Genomic DNA, 17,153 nt, shown 5'->3' with positions numbered 1-17,153 from the left:
CATGTTATATACCATCGAGTATAAAAGTATTAACGACCGTGAACAGGTGAAGGCACAAAATGGTCATCTTCTATTAATAGAAGAGAGAAATATTTCAGAAGGCAATTTCCTTATTTTTTCTGATGCCGAATTGCAGAGAGATATTGTATATACTACTGTGCCTTCGCAGGAAATAGAATCACTGATGTCTTCGAATACAGAGGTAGCTCAGTATATGATTGACCTTGATTTTCGTTTATCGTCGATTGAACTTGGATTATAAAAAGAAAGGGATGAAGAGACATGACATACACATACTGCAAAAAGGTAATCGAAAACGGGACGTACGGTACAAAAGAGGAAATGACCATCAAGCTGGATGTATTCCTGCTTAATAACCGCATTACACAGGAACAATACAATGAGCTAGTCTCCCTTCTTGAAGCAAAAGAAGCTGCGTAATAACACCATCAAATGATAGGTGTATTTTTTATGTACAAAAACCATGTCGCCTCCGGGCGGCACTTTTAAATACAAAAAGTTGAAAGGCGTGTGAAAGATGGTGCATTATACAGACAAGTATTAATAATCAAAACAATAATATTGAATTTCTTAATTCACAAAGATATATATACAATTAATCAATACTTTGGTAGTGTTATATTGGAAAATTAAGTTATAAGGAGAGGTATATTTGCAAAGATTTCAAAAAATAATGAATCAATCAAGAGATGATTTAAGAAAAACTAAATGGAAAGATCACAGGGAGCAAGTAACAGGGTTATTTGATGAAGTTTTTTCAAAAAGAGAGTATGTTAATAAAATAGGTGTGTTTGGAGCCGGTAATTGTGATGATCTGGATATTGAGTACCTATCATCCAAAGCTAACTCGATATATTTAATTGATGTTGACTTAGAAAGTATGAAAAATGGTATTAAAGATCTTCCTGAAAGTGTCCGAATTAAAATAGAACTTGTTGAATTAGATGTCACAGGTTTAAATGAAATTAATTTTTATAACAATTTTGCATCTTTACTTGAAAAAAAAGGGAAAGCAAAGAAAATTGTAAAGTATTTAATTGAAATTTCTAATAGTTTAGAGAGAATCTCCAGAAGAAGCTTGAACGATCTTAATAAAGACTTTGATATTATTGCATCCTCTGCTATTTACACTCAACTTTTTTATAATTGGGCCTTCACCATACTCTCTGAATATCAAAATAAATATGATAAGAAGGAGTACAATAAAATTCTTGATGGGATTATCTTTTTAAGGAACAAAATAATAGTTGCTTATAATGATTCACTATTTGATATGTGTGGTGAAAATGGATTTCTTATTTCATGGTCTGATGCCTTACCAATTCGACCTGGATATATTCCTATAATCAACAAAGGTTTAAAGGAAGCATTAGCTTTAGTTTCGTCAAGTGGCTATCAAGCGGCATTGATAGGCATACAGGATATTGTCACCAAAATTGAAGTGTCTAGTCTCTTAACGAGATATTGGAAGTGGGATTTTAGCGAAAATAAAGAATATCTGACATTTGGAATTTGTGGCGAAATTAAAAAAAATTAATAAGTATTTTAAAATTCAAATGGTTGATTAGTACTTGTGATTATCTCAGGTCAGGGTGATTTATTCAGTATAACATTTATTTTTAAAAGATTATGTGCAGAAAAAGAGGCTTGCGTTCGCGAGGGCACTGAAAAACTAATGCTTTTTGAAATCATCAAAGATTTTCATCAATATACAGATAATAAAAGAAGATAACAACCTATATGTAGTAGGTCGTTCTCTTCTTTTTGTTTTTAAATGGACTTTTTCAGTGGCCTCGCATTCGCAAGTCTCTTTTTAGTATCTAAAATCAGAAAGAGGTGCGGCATGCAGCATAACACAGACACTTTATATAACACAATCGTTGGCGGGGGCTTATCAGCTCTCGCTTATTTAGTTGGGGGGATCGACCACTTGATTACGGCTTTAGGCATCTTCATGATGACAGACTATGCAACTGGATGGATGGTTGCCATCCAAACGAAAAACTTCAATTCAGCAGTCGGTTTTAAAGGAATTATGAAGAAAACCGCTATGATTTTTGCCGTGATCATCGCTGTGCAGCTTGATACGATTTCCGGTACAGGCGGTCAATTTATGAGGAATACGATGATTATGTTTTTGATTGGTATGGAAGGGATCAGCTTTATCGAAAATCTTGGCCACCTTGGTGTAAAAGTACCAAAGCAGATCAGCAGCGTATTTGCCCAGTTGAAAGAAGACAATGAAACAAAAGTCGGCCCGGTTGTGGAAGTGACAACTAAAACCGTTATTGAACCGAAGGAAATTGAAAAGGAGCGTGAAGAGTAATGACATTACTTCTAAACGATGTTGGACATGGCCGTAACACATACCCACCAAGCAAGGGAGTGCCCGGACTGCCGGAACATACTTTTAATGCAGCAGTTGGCCAGGAAGTAAAACGGCTGCTGACTGGTAAAGTTTCCACGTATGAAGCGCAGCCTTTCGGGGGATTAGACGTTTCTCTGAATGAGCGGACTCGTCAATATAATGCTCAGTACGATAAAGATAAAACTGCTATTGGCATTTCTCATCATGCCAATGCAAATGCAGATCCATCCCGGCGTGGGTTCGGCATTTTTTACTGGCATACTAGCAAGACAGGGAAAGCCCTGGCAGAATTACTTCTTTCAGAGTATAAAAAAGAGTTTCCGGATCTTCCTGTGTGGGGAACCGGTCTTTTCCCATCTGTGCCAAAGACGTGGACGAATCTTCACATGTGCCGCGAAACAGATGCGCCATTTTTATTGGTTGAGTGGGGATTTATGACGAATGCAGAAGACCTTGCCCTTCTTAAATCGGACAGTTACCGCCAGCGTTGTGCCCTTGTGACAGCCCGTACAGTGTGCAAGCATTACGGGATCACATTCAATACGGGAAGTACGTCAGCTGCAGCGCCAGCAGAACCAAAACAAGAGGAGGAAATCAAATTGTATCAACCATCTAACGCAGCCATTAAAAATTCAACGCGTACTGTATTAAACCGCCTGGTCGAGAAAGATCCAAACGGCATCGATCCGTCATGGGTGAAAAAGCTGGACGAGGGCACCTTGACTGAATCTGATGCAACAGGATTACTGTTTGTGGCCATTGAACGCGGATTGATTCAAGGGGCAAAGGAATAAATTAAAAAATTTTCAAAAAAGGTCTTTGGCTGCGTTGTATATTAGTTGAATTCTTTTTCTGGAGGGAAAATTGATTATGATATACCTTTCAAGGGTAAATCCATATGAAGGAGGAGAGATACATGCTAACTTTTTATAATGATGTTGAAGAATTGGTTGCTGGTGGTGAAACCGGTGAAGCTAAGGTGAATTATCAACTGTTATTGGCTGCGCAAGACTGTTTAAATGTAATTGTGCTTCAGTTTCATAAAATGGATCCAGTTGCCCATGGGGATGGATCGGGAAATCAGTATGATAGAGAATCTTTTGATGAAAGACTTAAATTTCTTGAATATGGTTCTAGCATGGAAGTCTTCATTTACCAGACCAAAAAGTATTATTCATTAATAACTGCATTTGCGAAGCAAATCGGTAACAGAGAGTTATTAGAATTAATTCCCAGTCAAGAATCTATCATTATTAATAAAGTTGAGACTTACATAAGCCGTTGTCGTATTCATGGCATATAGCTATTCAGGAATACAAGAAATATATCACCAGCAGTTTGGGTTAAAAAGCAAGGCCCCGGTTATGCCGGGGTTATTTCTCATTTATTAGTTTCTCTTTTAAAACCTCTGTAACCTTTTTATTGAACACTCCATGGTCTTGAATCTGGGTCGCTATAAATATTTCTTGAACATTTTCTTGTATGAACCTTCATCCATAATCCTCTCACCTGGGCTTGGCCAAGCTCCACAGTAAAGATGTACGACGCTGTTTATCTGAGTAATACCTACGTGATCAGTCTCCTGAATTTCTTCCTGGCAACATGGGCACATCATAACGACCTTCTCTTTTTTCGTCCACATAAAATCAGCCCCTTTACGAATAAGGTAACAAAAAGTCCCTGGATTCGTAAAACTACGATAAATCAATCATTAAATTTAGCAGATACAATGTCTTTTAAATTCGTTTGAATCTTCAGAAGAAGCAAGGGCTCTTATCAGCGTTGAACATGGTTACAGTTCTAAGATCAAATCGTATAGTGCATAACAAAAAGCCCCGGTTTAGGGGACACAAAAAAACCAGCTGTTAACTCGCCAAAGATCACAGCTGGTTTTTGATCACAATAATCACAAAAAAATCACATATTCTATGAGAGAACACGACAAAATATGAAACAATTAATCTTTGTATAGAAGGAAAAACGTTTAGTTAATAGGTAATCTGATTGTTTCTGAAAGGATATGGTGTTCATACAAAAGATTGTAACCGATATTTAAGAAATAAGGGATGGAAAGCCTTCAATATAAGGCTTTTCATTGTATTTTTAAAAAATCAACATTGAAATTAACAGAGCTATTATATAAAGAGTACCATTTTGCTGCAGTTCATCAGGTCGGTCAGAATTTCCACAGTCTCGATCATAATGGACAAGTTAGTTAATGCCGATTACTTGAAAAGTTTTCTTTTTAAAAATATACTGGAGCAGTTCATATTATTTTGTATGTCCCAGTAGCTCAGCAGGATAGAGCAACAGCCTCCTAAGCTGTAGGTCGTAGGTTCGATTCCTATCTGGGACGCTAATGAAAAGTGGTATAAACCCGCATTACATCAACCTCTATATCGTTAAGTGAAACGGTCATTCCAATGGTCATCTAAGAAATTACACCGTATATTGGACTGTCTCACGAAACGATTATAGGAGGTTTTTTGTATGACCAAAAGAAAAGGAATATTTGATGTTAATGTGAATATAAGAAAGCTATTAGAAGAGCCGCCTTCCAGCCTGCCGCTCCAGCATCGGAGTTAGGGAAACTTACGATAACGTTCCATTTAAACAGTTTCAAAAATCTTCAATTATGAAATGGTTTCTTCTTCAACGAACGGGTGCTATAGTTGAACAAAGAATGATTGTCACATAATTTGTTATTGTATTACTCCCTAAAATGGGGCGATAGATAGGAGTACATTTGATGAAACACATAGAAAAAAATCGAACTGCATATTTTCTGCTCGTTCTAGCTAATGTAATTTGGGGCGGGAATTTTGTAATTGGAAGGTTAGGGGCGGAATATTTTCCACCTATTACCTTTTCACTTTTGAGATGGTCGGTTGCTTTTTTATTGTTGACTCCTTTTATGGTAAGGCCGGTGCTTAGAGACTCCAAAGTTTTGTGGAGCCATAAATGGATCGTCCTTCTATTAAGTGTAACTGGAGTTGCCGGATATAACACGATTATTTATTTTTCATTGCACTTCACAACATCCATAAATGCATCGATTGTGAACTCGGCTATTCCTTTGTTTATTGCCGTCTTTTCATTTCTCATTCTAAAAGAAAGGCTTTCAGTGTTGCAGGCAACAGGTATATTATTATCAGTAATAGGAATTATTTTTATTATTTCAAAAGGATCATTTGAAACATTGCAGGCATTTAAGCTTAATCCGGGAGATTTGTTTGTTTTGGTTGCTGTCGTAAGCTGGAGCATTTATTCAATTGTCATAAAAAAGTACTCGAAGATTTTACCGGCTTTCACTACACTCTATGTCACATCATTTGTTGGGATTCTCATCCTGTTTCCATTAAGTCTCCTCGAAATCATGCAGACAGACGCAGCGGTCACTTTTAACCTGGAAAGCTTATTGATCTTGGGTTATGTAGGCTGCTTTGCTTCTATCGTTGCCTTCATTTCCTGGAATACAGGCGTTGCTAAAATAGGAGCCGCAAAATCAGGCATCTTTATTAATTTGCTTCCGGTATTTGCGACGCTTTTTGCTATTGTTTTTACAGAAGAAGATTTATTATGGTACCAAATCGCCGGCGGATTCATTGTTATTTTGGGTGTAATGCTTTCATCACGCAAAAATGGGACAGCTTTGCAGAAACCCCAGCATACCCGTCACTGTAACGAAGAATTTTGAAAAATAATAAAAATAGATTTCCTTTTTCAACTAAACGGTGCAATAGTTTAATGGAGCAACGATGGTTGTTTGAACCTCGTTGCTCTTATTCATTTTAGAAATACTTCTGATAAAATTCCTTCCTAAGTTGACCACTTAACTCAGCATATAATAGCTGTGTATCAGTTGATGAGGATAGATTTCTTTATCAATACCTGCTTGTTTGGATATACGTTTAATGATATTTCTCATTTGTGCTTTGCTCATTCGATGCGGATGCCTTTCTGTTACAAAGATCGCTTCATCATATCGTGCCGACTTTCTATATATCGTTTAAGCCAAATATCGCATCGAATATTAAAATAAACTTCTCTTTCCTTGTCACCTTTACCCCTAACTATGGCAGAATGATTAGACCAATTTATGTTATTTTTATCAAGCGTTATTATTTCCCCAATCCTACAACCTGTCGAAAACCTAAACTCAAATAGATTTTTTTCCAAAGATGTATAACAGACTTCACAAAGATGTTCAATCTTCCTTTCTGTTAAAGACTTTGGAATTCGTTTCCCAGCCTTTGGCTCTTTAATCTTAGCTGCATGGTTTATACTGATATGTCCTTCCTCATATAAGCAGCGAAGAAGCGATTTTATTGAATGAACACGGTGAGCCAATGATGAGAGTTTTAATGTTTTGCTAGATTCAGATAAATATTCTTTTAAATTTTCTGTTGTAAGTGAATTGATTTCTATATCCCCCAAATGACGAATAAGCAAGGTAACTTGAAGTTGATATGCTTTTAATGTTTGTGGCGAGAATGCTTCTATTCGCTTATCCGATTCATACGTTTCCCATGCTTGTGATAATAACAAAATACATCTCCCCCTTAAAATTTCTTTTAAAGGAATTATATACTTGACTATAGAAATTGAAACGGAAGAGACTATTCAACTATCGGGGCAGTTTAGTCCTTAAACCATTATGAGTAAAAACAGTAAGGGGGAAACTAATATGAGAGATAAGGAGTTGTCTCTGGAACAACGTGAAGAACTAATCAGAACTTTGAAAGCCCGTTTCGAGAAAAACATGAACCGCCATAAAGGTCTTGAATGGGCTAACGTGCAGGCTAAGCTCGAAGCTGATACTGAAAAAATGTGGTCGCTCAATGAAATGGAAGGAACTGGCGGTGAACCGGATGTTGTTGGCGATGATAAGAAGACGGGAGAATACATTTTTTGTGATTGTTCAGCAGAAAGTCCTAAAGGCCGCAGAAGTGTTTGTTACGACCGTGAAGCGCTGGAGTCAAGAAAAAAACACAAACCAGAAAATAGCGCTATTGATATGGCAGCTGCCATGGGCATTGAACTTTTAACGGAAGAACAATACCGGGAGCTGCAGAAACTTGAAAACTTTGATATGAAAACGTCGAGCTGGGTGCAAACACCTGATAATATTAGAAAACTTGGCGGGGCCCTCTTTTGTGATCGCCGCTACGACACTGTCTTTATGTACCATAATGGAGCAGAATCTTACTATGCTGCAAGGGGTTTCCGTGGCTTACTAAGGGTCTAAATGTTGCACAGAGAGCTAAATTTGAATTTGAGAAAAGATCATCTGGGAAAGGCTTTAATTTCATTCTTCAATTATCGGGGGCTTTTGTTTAATATCTCGGCTGTGGCTGTCATTTGGGCAGCCTTTTCTTATTCAGTTAACGGAGCAGTTTAGTTAAAAAGGAATAATTAATTCCTATATTGAATTAGAAATAAAAAACACGAAAATGGTGATGAAATTGATGGAAGATTATAAGGATAATGATGACCTAGAATTATACGATACTGTAATTGAAGAAGTACTTATTAGCCACCGTGAAAAAAGCATTTCTTTTCAAATTTTAAAGCCTATATCTCGCATAGAAAGGCAGGGCGGGTTTACCTATCGGGTTAAGAAAGGGACTTTGAAGTTTGAAGATGTTATCCGCGCAAACATTCCATATAGTTTTGAGTGGGATGAATGGAGTGAATTTTATCGTTCAGCCGTGTTAGGCAGCTCAAAAATGATTGATAGTATACCTGCCGGAGCGAAGGAAAATAAATCTTTAGAGCATGTATACTTAGGCGTTGATTACGGGGTTGAGTATAAAGAATTACATATTGTTTGTTCGAATTATTATTTATCTTTAGAGGAACAAGAGTATATTCTTCACGATGATTTTGATTGGTTATATGAGGAATAATCTTATTCAGCTAACAGGCAGGTTAGTTCAATAAAGATGTCCACATTCTACCTAAATCTTAAAAGACTACTTTCTGTTAAGATAGTTCAAATACAACCTTTTAGGAGGAGAAAGTTTGAAAAAGAAACGAGTTATTATTCCTTTATTAATAATTGGATTATTAGGATACGGTGTTTATTGGGCATTTTTTGATATGAACCGTTTGCCTAAAGGAGAATTAATTTCAGAAGTAAGTTCTCCAAAAGGAACATATACACTAAAAGCTTATGTTTCAAATGGAGGAGCAACGACAGATTATGCTGTTCGTGGAGAACTAAATTTTAACAAAGAGAACAAAAAATCAAAGAATATTTATTGGAACTATCACGAAGAAAAAGCAAATATTAAATGGATTGATGAAAATACGGTTCTAATTAATGGTCATGAATTAAGTGTACCTAACGAAACATTTGATTTTAGACGATAATAAAAAATTCTTCTTCAACTAACGGGGGCTTTATTTGAAGAAAGATTTTTTAAAGTTGATTCTCTAATTAGAGAATCGACTGAATACAAGCAACTGTCTCTTAAAAAACATACTAAGATTAGTAGTGTTGACAATCCAATTTCTTGGATGCGGATTCTTGTTTGAAAGCAGGCCAGTGTGATATAATCAAAATTTAATGGGAATTTTGAAGCGAAATGAGGAAACAATAATTGAGTATCCTAACGGTAACAGATTTAAGTCATGATTTTGGTGACCGTATTATTTTTCAAAACGTATCTTTTCGTTTGTTAAAAGGAGAACATATTGGATTAGTCGGCGCTAATGGCGAAGGCAAATCGACGTTTATGAATATTATTACCGGACAAATTCAGCCGGATGATGGAAAAGTAGAATGGTCCAAAAATCAGCGGGTCGGTTATCTTGACCAGCATTCCGTTTTAGAAAAAGGAAAAACGATTCGTGATGTGCTGAAAACGGCTTTTCAATACTTATTTGATATAGAAACAGCCATTAATGCCATTTACGGCCAAATGGCCGATGTAAGTCCGGAAAAAATGGAAAAAATGCTCGATGAAGTCGGGACGCTTCAAGATACATTAACAACCAATGATTTTTACACGATTGATGCAAAAGTGGAAGAAGTAGCGAGAGGGCTCGGCTTAGATGGGATAGGGCTTGAAAAAGATGTGTATGATTTAAGCGGAGGACAGCGGACGAAAGTTCTTCTTGCTAAGCTTCTTCTTGAAAAACCGGATATTTTACTCCTCGATGAGCCAACCAACTATTTGGATGAAGTGCATATTGAATGGTTAAAACGTTATTTGCTAAACTATGAGAATGCGTTTCTTCTGATCTCTCATGATATTCCTTTTTTAAACAGCGTTGTAAACATTATTTATCATTTGGAAAACAAAGAATTAACCCGCTACGTTGGAGACTACCATAACTTTTTAAAAGTATATGAAGCAAAAAAACTGCAAGTAGAAGCAGCCGCTAAAAAGCAGCAGCAGGAAATCGCCAATTTAAAAGATTTTGTGGCGAGAAACAAAGCACGTGCTTCAACAAGCAGTCTGGCGATGTCCCGGCAAAAAAAGCTGGATAAAATGGATATTATTGAAGTAGCAGGAGATCGGCCAAAGCCTGATTTCCGTTTTAAAGAAGCAAGAACATCTGGGAAGCTGATTTTCCAAGCGGAAAAGTTAGTGATCGGCTACGATAATCCTCTTTCCAAGCCGCTTGATCTTTCGATGGACCGCGGCCAAAAAATTGCTTTAGTTGGAGCAAACGGAATCGGAAAAACCACTTTGTTAAAAAGCATACTCGGTGAAATCATTCCTCTTTCCGGAAGCGTAGAGCGGGGAGATTACCAGTATATCGGTTATTTTGAGCAAGAAGTAAAAAAAGAAAACCAAAACACGTGCATTGAAGAAGTGCTGAATGAATTTCCGAGTTTAACGCAAGGCGAAGTTCGGGCGGCATTAGCAAGATGCGGACTAACGAGAAAACACATTGAAAGTAAAATATCCGTACTGAGCGGCGGCGAAAAAGCAAAAGTGCGGCTTTGTAAACTGATGAACCGGGAAAGCAATGTTCTCGTTTTCGATGAACCGACCAACCATTTGGATGTTGATGCAAAAAATGAATTAAAGCGGGCGCTTAAAGAGTACAAAGGAAGTATCCTCTTGATTTCCCATGAGCCGGATTTTTATCAGGAGATTGCGACGGACATTTGGAATGTGGAATCTTGGACAACAAAACAAGTGCAAAATACGTAACAGCCGAAATAGCAGCACAGCTTACTTTATGACAAAAGGCCAGATCAGCTTTTATGCTGAGCTGGCCTTTTTTTAATCCAACTCCTTGCTCCGCCCGCCGCAAATCTCATTTATTCCGCCATGCTCCATGCTGCATCCAAAATGTTTTTTCAAAATGGTGGCTCAATGAGAGTGCTTCAGAAGATTCTAGGACATCGTGATATTCAAGCGACAATAATTTATTCCCATGTATTTGATGTGACTGATAAAGAATCAGCACGAAATAACTTCTTCGTGTTTATTCTTGTCACTCATATTGATATGTAAATTCATATATTTTCATCAGCAAGTTCTAATTCCTATATATTTAAAAAAGGAGGGATTATGTCTCTTCCTGTTTTTATTTTGCTGAATTAATCAAAGGAAGAATAAAGAGGGAAACTTAAATAGGCTGTCAATTTCCTATTCATTTAAACGCATACAAAAGCAGGTATAGTTGAAGTCTATAGAGAAGCAAATTCAAATAATAGTGAACTTTCATGGCGGGACTAATTAAACATATTTTGATCGATGACGTTTAAGTGGATTAATTTTTATGATGAAGATGATAAAACGGATACACTACGACGAGGAAGCCTCAGGAAGCATGTTTAGCCTATTTTATTAAGGAAGGTAGTGTTGTTAGATAGATGAAAACGGATTAATGCTTCTAGAGGGTACAAATCGCTATTAGAGGATCACTTTAATAAATAGGAACGACCATATGTATGCAAAGAAAAAACTTCACCAATAACAAAAAATCCCTTGGTCAGGCCTTTTTTGTTTAACTCCCTTATTATAACTAAAATATAATTATTATTTAATTATAATAGTTTTAAAAATAGGCAAAAAGGTCTATAATATATTTTACGAAGTGGGGTATATAAAAAGGCAAATTCATTGGGAAATAAGGTGGCTAATGTTAACGAAGACTAAGCTAGCCAGTTATCGAATACGATTTCCCTACAATTCATTTAATAAGGGGAGTATTTTATGACACTACATTCAATGAAAGAAATCTGGATGCCCTTAATGTGGTTCGGAATCAAGATTTTTAAAATACTTGATGACGATGGTGCTTATTATATTAAGGTTGGAAATAAGCCTAGAAAGAGAATAAAATAATGGAAATAAAAGGTGAGGGTGGAAAACAAGTATCAGTAAATATTGATCAAGAAGAGACAGGCCATATTTTTTCACGCGAGGAAGAGGAATTTATTAAAAATCTAATCCAGGAAAGAAAGAAACTAGGGCTTATTCAAGAAGATCTTGCGGAAATGACAGGATTAAGTCAATCTGCTATAGGAAGAATAGAATCAATGAAAACAAATCCTACTTTAAAAACAATCGTAAAATTATTAAATGCACTGGATATGAAGTTAATTATTGTAGGTAAAGAATAAGGATTGCTTTTTATTTTATTATGAGAGACTATTCTAAAGCAGACAGCGGGAACAGAAATCGTTCTAACGGCCACTGATGAAGCAGAGAATATAAGTGAAGCAACAGAGATGGCAGTGGAAAAAGAGATAGAGTATAAACCGTTAGAAACAAAAACAAATGTTGATCCGCACTATGATTTTACTGTTAAGTTTAATAACGATTTGAATGCTGCAACAATAAGAGGCAGCAACATCTACGTGAAGACTAATTCAACCACTGTACAGGAGGTAAAATTCTCCTTAAATGCTTATAAGCGGAAGCTCCTTAGGAAGGATATAAGGCGGGAGAAACGTATACCATTTATGTAGAAAAAGCAGTGAAATCAGCTTCAGGTAAAGAATTAAAGCAGTCTGTAAAGATGCAGTTTACGGTTGCGAGTAATAATTAATGCTGAAAAAGGAAGGGCTTAGGCTCTTTCTTTTTTTATTTTACAGAACTAAGGAGAAAACTAAACAAGGATGTGAAATCGTTATACATATGGTTGCGTACAAAAGTAGGTATATAAACCATAAAGGAGAGCGGTTTTAAGTAAAATGAATTTCTAATGGAGTTGTATGGCAGGACTGAAAACAATTAAATTGAAACGGGTAGACAAACTTTGATGGGAAAGCCTTCAAAAGCATTTGTAGCCAATTTTATGAAGAGGGTAGTAAAGAAGGTGAAAAGAGGACAGATGCCGCTAGATGATCGCTTTGGTTCATAAAGCAAGAACGATCATATGTATATAAAGATTGGTGTTTGATTTTCTTATTGAACGGAGCAGGTTAGTTGAACAAGGCTAAGGGAAAAAGGCGTTTTTTCGGAAACCGGAAATTTGAATATCATGAACTTCTTTTAAAAAAAGATACCGAAATTCTTTCCTGCTTATAACAATTCTCGAAGGTGAGGGAATATATTGAAAAGAAGGATAAAAATAATTAGTGGAGAAAGGCGAATCAAATTAACCGTCCAAGTTGCAAATACTCAAGAAAAAATAGAAAAGGGCTTAATGTTTGTTGAAAAATTACCCGAAAATGAGGGAATATTATTTATGTTCCCAGAAGAAACGTATAGCGGTTTTTGGATGAAAAACACCTTAATTCCTTTATCTATTGCTTTTCTTGATTCAGATGGTAAAATTATCAAAATAATGGATATGAAGCCTTGTAAAGAGGAAGAATGTCATCTTTATGATCCCGAACTTTTTTATCGTTATGCAATTGAAGTAAATCTTGGATGGTTTGAAAAGAATCAAATTAAAGAAGGGGATTATGTATTCTCAGATTAAATTTATTTGAAAGTATCTGCACTAAGATCTATGAAAAAGACCGATTTTTCGGTCTTTTTTTTATTATTTAGCTGTTCGTTTTATAGTTTAATACAAAAAACAAGTATTCCTTACTAATATTAATATTCTTAATGTGGTATACAAAGGTACACCTGATTGTTGTTCACACCATCAAGTGATTGAAAAAGGAATTTCTTTATTTGAAAACAGTGAAAATATAGTAGAAATGTTAAAGTGTGTAACTAATCAGTGAACCATGCTCAGAAGAAGTTCTGGGATGGAATCCTTATTAGTTCGTGAGGTGGAGAAGATACTCACTGATGATACGGCGCAGACCAAAAAAGGACATTTAGAGAAATATTAGATAAGAGTTCATATACCTTACTTTCTTTAGTTTTGTAAACAAAAACGGGACAAAAATACTAAATTTTCTTTACACGTTTTAACTTAACCAATACATTAATCACACACTAGATAAATATTTCTCAAATACAATTAACTTGTCACAATTCGACAAGGGAGATGAGAGAATGAAGAAAACATTACTAGGCACAGGCTTTGTACTAACCCTTTTGTTCAGTCCAATTAGCCAGACTTTTGCTGCAGAATCAACTGGTGAGTTAAGACAAGTTGATAATGTAGCCCATCGTGGTGCATCCGGGTATGCACCGGAAAACACAATGGCTGCTTTTGACAAAGCAGTAGACATGAAGGCAGATTATATTGAGATTGATGTTCAAAGGAGCAAGGACGGCGAGTTGGTCATTATACATGATACGAAAGTTGACCGAACCACAGATGGTACCGGGTATGTAAAGGATTTGACTTTTGAACAATTGAGATCTCTTGATGCTGGCAGCTTTAAGGGAGAGCAATTTGCAGGAGAAAAAATTCCAACTTTTGATGAAATACTAGACCGGTATCACGGGAAAGTTGGTATTTTAATAGAGTTAAAGGCACCAGAACTCTATCCTGGAATTGAAGAAAGCGTGGCAGAGGAACTAAAAGAACGGAATCTTGAACATCCTCAAAATGAAAAAATCATCATCCAATCTTTTAACTTTGATTCAATGAAAAAGATGGATTCCCTTCTTCCGAAGGTTCCAATTGGAGTACTGACTTCTTCCAAAGCACATACCACAGAGCAGGCCTTAACAGACTTTGCTGTGTATGCTGATTACTTTAACCCGAGCTACGGAATTGTCACAGAAGATTTGGTAGATCAAGTTCACTCCCTTGGAATGAAAATTTCTTCATGGACAGTTCGCAGCCAAGTAGCCGCTGATTTTCTTCTGGATATGGATGTGGATGCAATCATAACGGATTACCCAGATTATGTAGATCCAAGAAAAACTAATTATAAATCACCATGAAAATTCAGTGGCAGATCTTTTTGATTTATTTTTTATGTTGACATACTCCTGGCTGAAAGTTAAAGTAATATTAATCTAAATAACCGAGAGATTTTTATTCTCACTTCTGATTGAATAAGCGCTTTAGCGTGCTGTTAATAATAATTTCTATATTGACTGTATGAAAAAGTAACCTATACATCATAAGAAGAACAGAAATAAGATAGATCGGTATATTTCTTAACTAGGAAACTAGCTGGGGAATATACCGATTTTTTTGTTAAGGAGGAATGGTCATGAACAAGTCTAAAGGTTCTATGGAAGCAGAAATAAGCAAAGCGTTGACTCAATGGGAAAAAGATTTCCTTGGACGTGGTTCTGTGTCCGTAAAGACAGATATATTGCGCGATATGATTATTGTCACGTTGCGCGGAATTCTAACGCCTGCTGAATATGTCCTTTGTGAAACAAAAGAGGGCATGCTGTCTATCAAAAGAATGCGATCTGATTTGATTGAATCCGGCATGGATGGCTTAAAAGACATTATCCACACGATAACAGGGGAAAAAGTGAAAAGCTTTCACACAGATATAAGCACGCAGAGCGGGGAACGGGTAATGGTGTTTAAAGTAAAGAATGACCTTGAGAAAAACAATTAATCAAAAGAGAAATACGAAAAAGGGAGATCTTCAAAAGCCATATGGTTAGTTGAAGATAAACCGGCAGTTTTCAGAATGAATGGCGAGTGAGTGCCAGTTATGCTGAAATTGCCGGTTTTTTTATGAAAAATAAGGATTGCAGGAGGACAGATCATGTCAGAAATCATAGTACAAAATTTATTATCACCCGTCGTGTTGTTTTTTGTATTGGGGATTGTGGCGGCTTTAGTGAAATCAGATTTAAAAATTCCTAGCGCATTAAGCGAAGCGCTGAGTATATACCTTTTAATCGCGATTGGGATAAAAGGCGGGATTGAGCTATCCCATTATTCGATTGAATCCGTTATACAGCCAATTATGGGCGCACTTTTCTTAGGAATTGCCATTCCGTTTATAACCATTTTTATTACGCGTCTCATGAAAATGGACCTTCAAAATTCGATTGGCTTAGCGGCCACATACGGGTCTGTCAGCATTGTCACCTATGGAGCAGCTATCTCCTTCATCGAAAAGAACGGCATAGCCTACGAGGGATTTATGAACGCACTCGTCGTCATTATGGAAAGCCCCGCCATCCTGGTTTCATTATTGTTATTAAAAATCATCGAGAAGAAAAAAGATGAATCAGCTTATTCAATGCGAAATGTAGGGTTGGTTTACAGACCAGCAGGCCTCATTGATAAAGAAGTATTGAGAGACAGCTTATTTGGAAAAAGTATTTTGCTGCTGCTTGGCAGTCTGTTCATTGGACTGGTTCTTGGCGAACGTGCTGTACCGATGGTGAAACCGCTGTTTATGGATTTATACAGCAGCGTGCTGATTTTATTTTTACTGAGTATGGGAATCACGACAGGCCAGCGGTTGCCGGAAGTAAAAAAACACGGTGTCAAATTGCTTCTTTTTGGATTAATCACACCTGTTTTATTTGGAAGTTTAGGTGTGGTAACGGGGCACCTGGCCGGGCTGTCTTTGGGGGGGATGACATTAATGGGCGTGTTAGCCGGAAGTGCATCCTATATTGCGGCTCCGGCAGCATTAAAAGCATCTGTACCAGAAGCGAATCCGTCTGTTTATTTAGGATTGGCTCTCGGAGTAACTTTCCCATTCAACCTTATTGTCGGTATACCTGTTTATTATGAAATGGCCCAATGGATTCAATAGGAGGGATTTTTTATGCAGAAAACAAACGAGAAAAAGGCTTTAGTTGTAACAGGATTAAGTGAAAAATCACATCCGTTATTTCCTGTCATAACAAATAAAAAAACGGAACAGTTAATCATCACAACTAGTTTTGGAACGATCATTTCACAGCCCTATGGTTGTACAATTAGAAACATTATTTTGGCCGTTTACTCCGAAGATATAGAAGAAATTTATATCATTGGAGAGAAGGATAGCAAAGAACATGCGGTGAACGGGGATGAGATTCTTTTTAAATTCCGAAAAGCAGGTATTTCAAAAGAAATGATCGAAACACTTGAATATATTAATGCAGCCGGAAGCAGTCTATCAAGGTGGCTGTCAGGAAAAGAAGATGTGAATAAGATTATAGCTGAAAATATCGATTTGATTAAAAGTCACCCCTTAATTCCAAAAACATTGTCTGTTTACGGTTTTATTGCCAATGCGGAAACAGGTGAATTTGAGACTGTTGCAGGAAGCTAAGGTAAAAAGGAATAACTGAAAAACAGATATGACATATTGACGGGTTAACAAGAAAAGCGAAATAAATGGCTGCTGATATAAAGGAGTTTGATTTATTTTTCATCTATTTCCTAATTTAAGGAAACGTCACAGCACATTTTGGGGAGGGGACTCAGTGTGTATAATCAGCCAATGACTTTGCCGATGAAC

General features: G+C 36.6%; 18 protein-coding genes and 1 tRNA gene. 18 read left to right on the top strand and 1 reads right to left on the bottom strand.

Features of this window, described 5'->3' with window-relative positions; translation table 11 throughout:
- Window position 1: 1 nt before the first annotated feature.
- The 8 genes from BA724_RS06265 to BA724_RS06230 all read left to right on the top strand — a co-directional run bounded on the left by BA724_RS06265 (window position 2) and on the right by BA724_RS06230 (window position 6,086).
- Window positions 2–262, top strand: coding sequence for a hypothetical protein (locus BA724_RS06265; protein ID WP_069937796.1), 261 nt, complete (start codon window positions 2–4; stop codon window positions 260–262).
- Window positions 263–282: 20 nt separating this feature from the next.
- The gene (locus tag BA724_RS18550) at window positions 283–441 is read left to right on the top strand and encodes a hypothetical protein (protein WP_169818515.1); all 159 of its coding nucleotides are present in this window, start codon (window positions 283–285) and stop codon (window positions 439–441) included.
- A 232-nt stretch (window positions 442–673) separates the two neighbouring features.
- Window positions 674–1,558 (top strand): hypothetical protein, encoded by an 885-nt coding sequence (locus BA724_RS06260; protein WP_069937795.1) that lies wholly within the window; start codon window positions 674–676, stop codon window positions 1,556–1,558.
- A 306-nt stretch (window positions 1,559–1,864) separates the two neighbouring features.
- Window positions 1,865–2,347, top strand: coding sequence for a phage holin family protein (locus tag BA724_RS06255; protein WP_069937794.1), 483 nt, complete (start codon window positions 1,865–1,867; stop codon window positions 2,345–2,347).
- The gene (locus BA724_RS06250; RefSeq protein WP_069937793.1) at window positions 2,347–3,183 is read left to right on the top strand and encodes an N-acetylmuramoyl-L-alanine amidase family protein; all 837 of its coding nucleotides are present in this window, start codon (window positions 2,347–2,349) and stop codon (window positions 3,181–3,183) included. Before BA724_RS06255 ends, BA724_RS06250 begins: the two co-directional genes overlap by 1 nt.
- 122 nt (window positions 3,184–3,305) lie before the next feature.
- Window positions 3,306–3,692 carry a hypothetical protein gene (locus BA724_RS06245; RefSeq protein WP_069937792.1) on the top strand — a complete coding sequence of 129 codons (387 nt, stop codon included), beginning with the start codon at window positions 3,306–3,308 and terminating at the stop codon, window positions 3,690–3,692.
- A gap of 979 nt (window positions 3,693–4,671) precedes the next feature.
- Window positions 4,672–4,745: transfer RNA gene (locus BA724_RS06235), tRNA-Arg, on the top strand.
- A 393-nt stretch (window positions 4,746–5,138) separates the two neighbouring features.
- Window positions 5,139–6,086, top strand: a complete 948-nt coding sequence (locus BA724_RS06230) for a DMT family transporter (RefSeq protein ID WP_069937790.1) — start codon at window positions 5,139–5,141, stop codon at window positions 6,084–6,086.
- A 266-nt stretch (window positions 6,087–6,352) separates the two neighbouring features.
- Here BA724_RS06230 and BA724_RS06225 read toward each other — a convergent pair whose 3' ends face one another.
- Window positions 6,353–6,937 carry a site-specific integrase gene (locus BA724_RS06225; RefSeq protein ID WP_342669988.1) on the bottom strand — a complete coding sequence of 195 codons (585 nt, stop codon included), beginning with the start codon at window positions 6,935–6,937 and terminating at the stop codon, window positions 6,353–6,355.
- A 139-nt stretch (window positions 6,938–7,076) separates the two neighbouring features.
- On the opposite strand from BA724_RS06225, the gene BA724_RS06220 reads away from it, so the two are divergent.
- The 10 genes from BA724_RS06220 (at window position 7,077) to BA724_RS06170 (ending at window position 16,964) form a co-directional block, all read left to right on the top strand.
- The gene (locus BA724_RS06220) at window positions 7,077–7,637 is read left to right on the top strand and encodes a DUF4256 domain-containing protein (RefSeq protein ID WP_069937789.1); all 561 of its coding nucleotides are present in this window, start codon (window positions 7,077–7,079) and stop codon (window positions 7,635–7,637) included.
- 220 nt (window positions 7,638–7,857) lie between these two features.
- Window positions 7,858–8,298 (top strand): hypothetical protein, encoded by a 441-nt coding sequence (locus tag BA724_RS06215; RefSeq protein WP_069937788.1) that lies wholly within the window; start codon window positions 7,858–7,860, stop codon window positions 8,296–8,298.
- 115 nt (window positions 8,299–8,413) lie between these two features.
- On the top strand, window positions 8,414–8,764 hold the full coding sequence (locus BA724_RS06210) for a DUF5412 domain-containing protein (RefSeq protein ID WP_069937787.1): 351 nt from the start codon (window positions 8,414–8,416) through the stop codon (window positions 8,762–8,764).
- Window positions 8,765–8,994: 230 nt separating this feature from the next.
- Window positions 8,995–10,560, top strand: a complete 1,566-nt coding sequence (locus tag BA724_RS06205; RefSeq protein WP_069937786.1) for an ABC-F family ATP-binding cassette domain-containing protein — start codon at window positions 8,995–8,997, stop codon at window positions 10,558–10,560.
- A 1,142-nt stretch (window positions 10,561–11,702) separates the two neighbouring features.
- Window positions 11,703–11,981 (top strand): helix-turn-helix domain-containing protein, encoded by a 279-nt coding sequence (locus BA724_RS06200; protein WP_069937785.1) that lies wholly within the window; start codon window positions 11,703–11,705, stop codon window positions 11,979–11,981.
- A 935-nt stretch (window positions 11,982–12,916) separates the two neighbouring features.
- On the top strand, window positions 12,917–13,288 hold the full coding sequence (locus BA724_RS06190; protein WP_083256102.1) for a DUF192 domain-containing protein: 372 nt from the start codon (window positions 12,917–12,919) through the stop codon (window positions 13,286–13,288).
- 530 nt (window positions 13,289–13,818) lie between these two features.
- Window positions 13,819–14,661, top strand: a complete 843-nt coding sequence (locus BA724_RS06185; RefSeq protein WP_069937783.1) for a glycerophosphodiester phosphodiesterase — start codon at window positions 13,819–13,821, stop codon at window positions 14,659–14,661.
- Between the two features lie 275 nt (window positions 14,662–14,936).
- Window positions 14,937–15,299 carry a Na-translocating system protein MpsC family protein gene (locus BA724_RS06180; protein WP_069937782.1) on the top strand — a complete coding sequence of 121 codons (363 nt, stop codon included), beginning with the start codon at window positions 14,937–14,939 and terminating at the stop codon, window positions 15,297–15,299.
- A gap of 153 nt (window positions 15,300–15,452) precedes the next feature.
- Window positions 15,453–16,460, top strand: coding sequence for a sodium-dependent bicarbonate transport family permease (locus tag BA724_RS06175; RefSeq protein WP_069937781.1), 1,008 nt, complete (start codon window positions 15,453–15,455; stop codon window positions 16,458–16,460).
- A gap of 12 nt (window positions 16,461–16,472) precedes the next feature.
- Window positions 16,473–16,964: a carbonic anhydrase gene (locus BA724_RS06170; RefSeq protein ID WP_069937780.1), complete on the top strand. Its 492-nt coding sequence runs from the start codon at window positions 16,473–16,475 to the stop codon at window positions 16,962–16,964.
- Window positions 16,965–17,153 lie beyond the last annotated feature (189 nt).

Origin of the sequence: Domibacillus iocasae (genome assembly GCF_001750285.1) — a bacterium.
GTDB lineage: Bacteria > Bacillota > Bacilli > Bacillales > Domibacillaceae > Domibacillus > Domibacillus iocasae.
This window is presented reverse-complemented; position numbering and strand designations above follow the sequence as displayed.

Excerpts from the sequence above, each read along its gene's own strand:
- BA724_RS06245 (WP_069937792.1), top strand. The coding sequence starts at position 3,306 with ATGCTAACTTTTTATAATGATGTTGAAGAATTGGTTGCTGGTGGTGAA.
- BA724_RS06250 (WP_069937793.1), top strand. The coding sequence starts at position 2,347 with ATGACATTACTTCTAAACGATGTTGGACATGGCCGTAACACATACCCA.
- BA724_RS06220 (WP_069937789.1), top strand. The coding sequence starts at position 7,077 with ATGAGAGATAAGGAGTTGTCTCTGGAACAACGTGAAGAACTAATCAGA.
- BA724_RS06180 (WP_069937782.1), top strand. The coding sequence starts at position 14,937 with ATGAACAAGTCTAAAGGTTCTATGGAAGCAGAAATAAGCAAAGCGTTG.
- BA724_RS06255 (WP_069937794.1), top strand. The coding sequence starts at position 1,865 with ATGCAGCATAACACAGACACTTTATATAACACAATCGTTGGCGGGGGC.
- BA724_RS06215 (WP_069937788.1), top strand. The coding sequence starts at position 7,858 with ATGGAAGATTATAAGGATAATGATGACCTAGAATTATACGATACTGTA.
- BA724_RS06185 (WP_069937783.1), top strand. The coding sequence starts at position 13,819 with ATGAAGAAAACATTACTAGGCACAGGCTTTGTACTAACCCTTTTGTTC.
- BA724_RS06265 (WP_069937796.1), top strand. The coding sequence starts at position 2 with ATGTTATATACCATCGAGTATAAAAGTATTAACGACCGTGAACAGGTG.
- BA724_RS06200 (WP_069937785.1), top strand. The coding sequence starts at position 11,703 with ATGGAAATAAAAGGTGAGGGTGGAAAACAAGTATCAGTAAATATTGAT.
- BA724_RS06170 (WP_069937780.1), top strand. The coding sequence starts at position 16,473 with ATGCAGAAAACAAACGAGAAAAAGGCTTTAGTTGTAACAGGATTAAGT.
- BA724_RS06230 (WP_069937790.1), top strand. The coding sequence starts at position 5,139 with ATGAAACACATAGAAAAAAATCGAACTGCATATTTTCTGCTCGTTCTA.
- BA724_RS06175 (WP_069937781.1), top strand. The coding sequence starts at position 15,453 with ATGTCAGAAATCATAGTACAAAATTTATTATCACCCGTCGTGTTGTTT.
- BA724_RS18550 (WP_169818515.1), top strand. The coding sequence starts at position 283 with ATGACATACACATACTGCAAAAAGGTAATCGAAAACGGGACGTACGGT.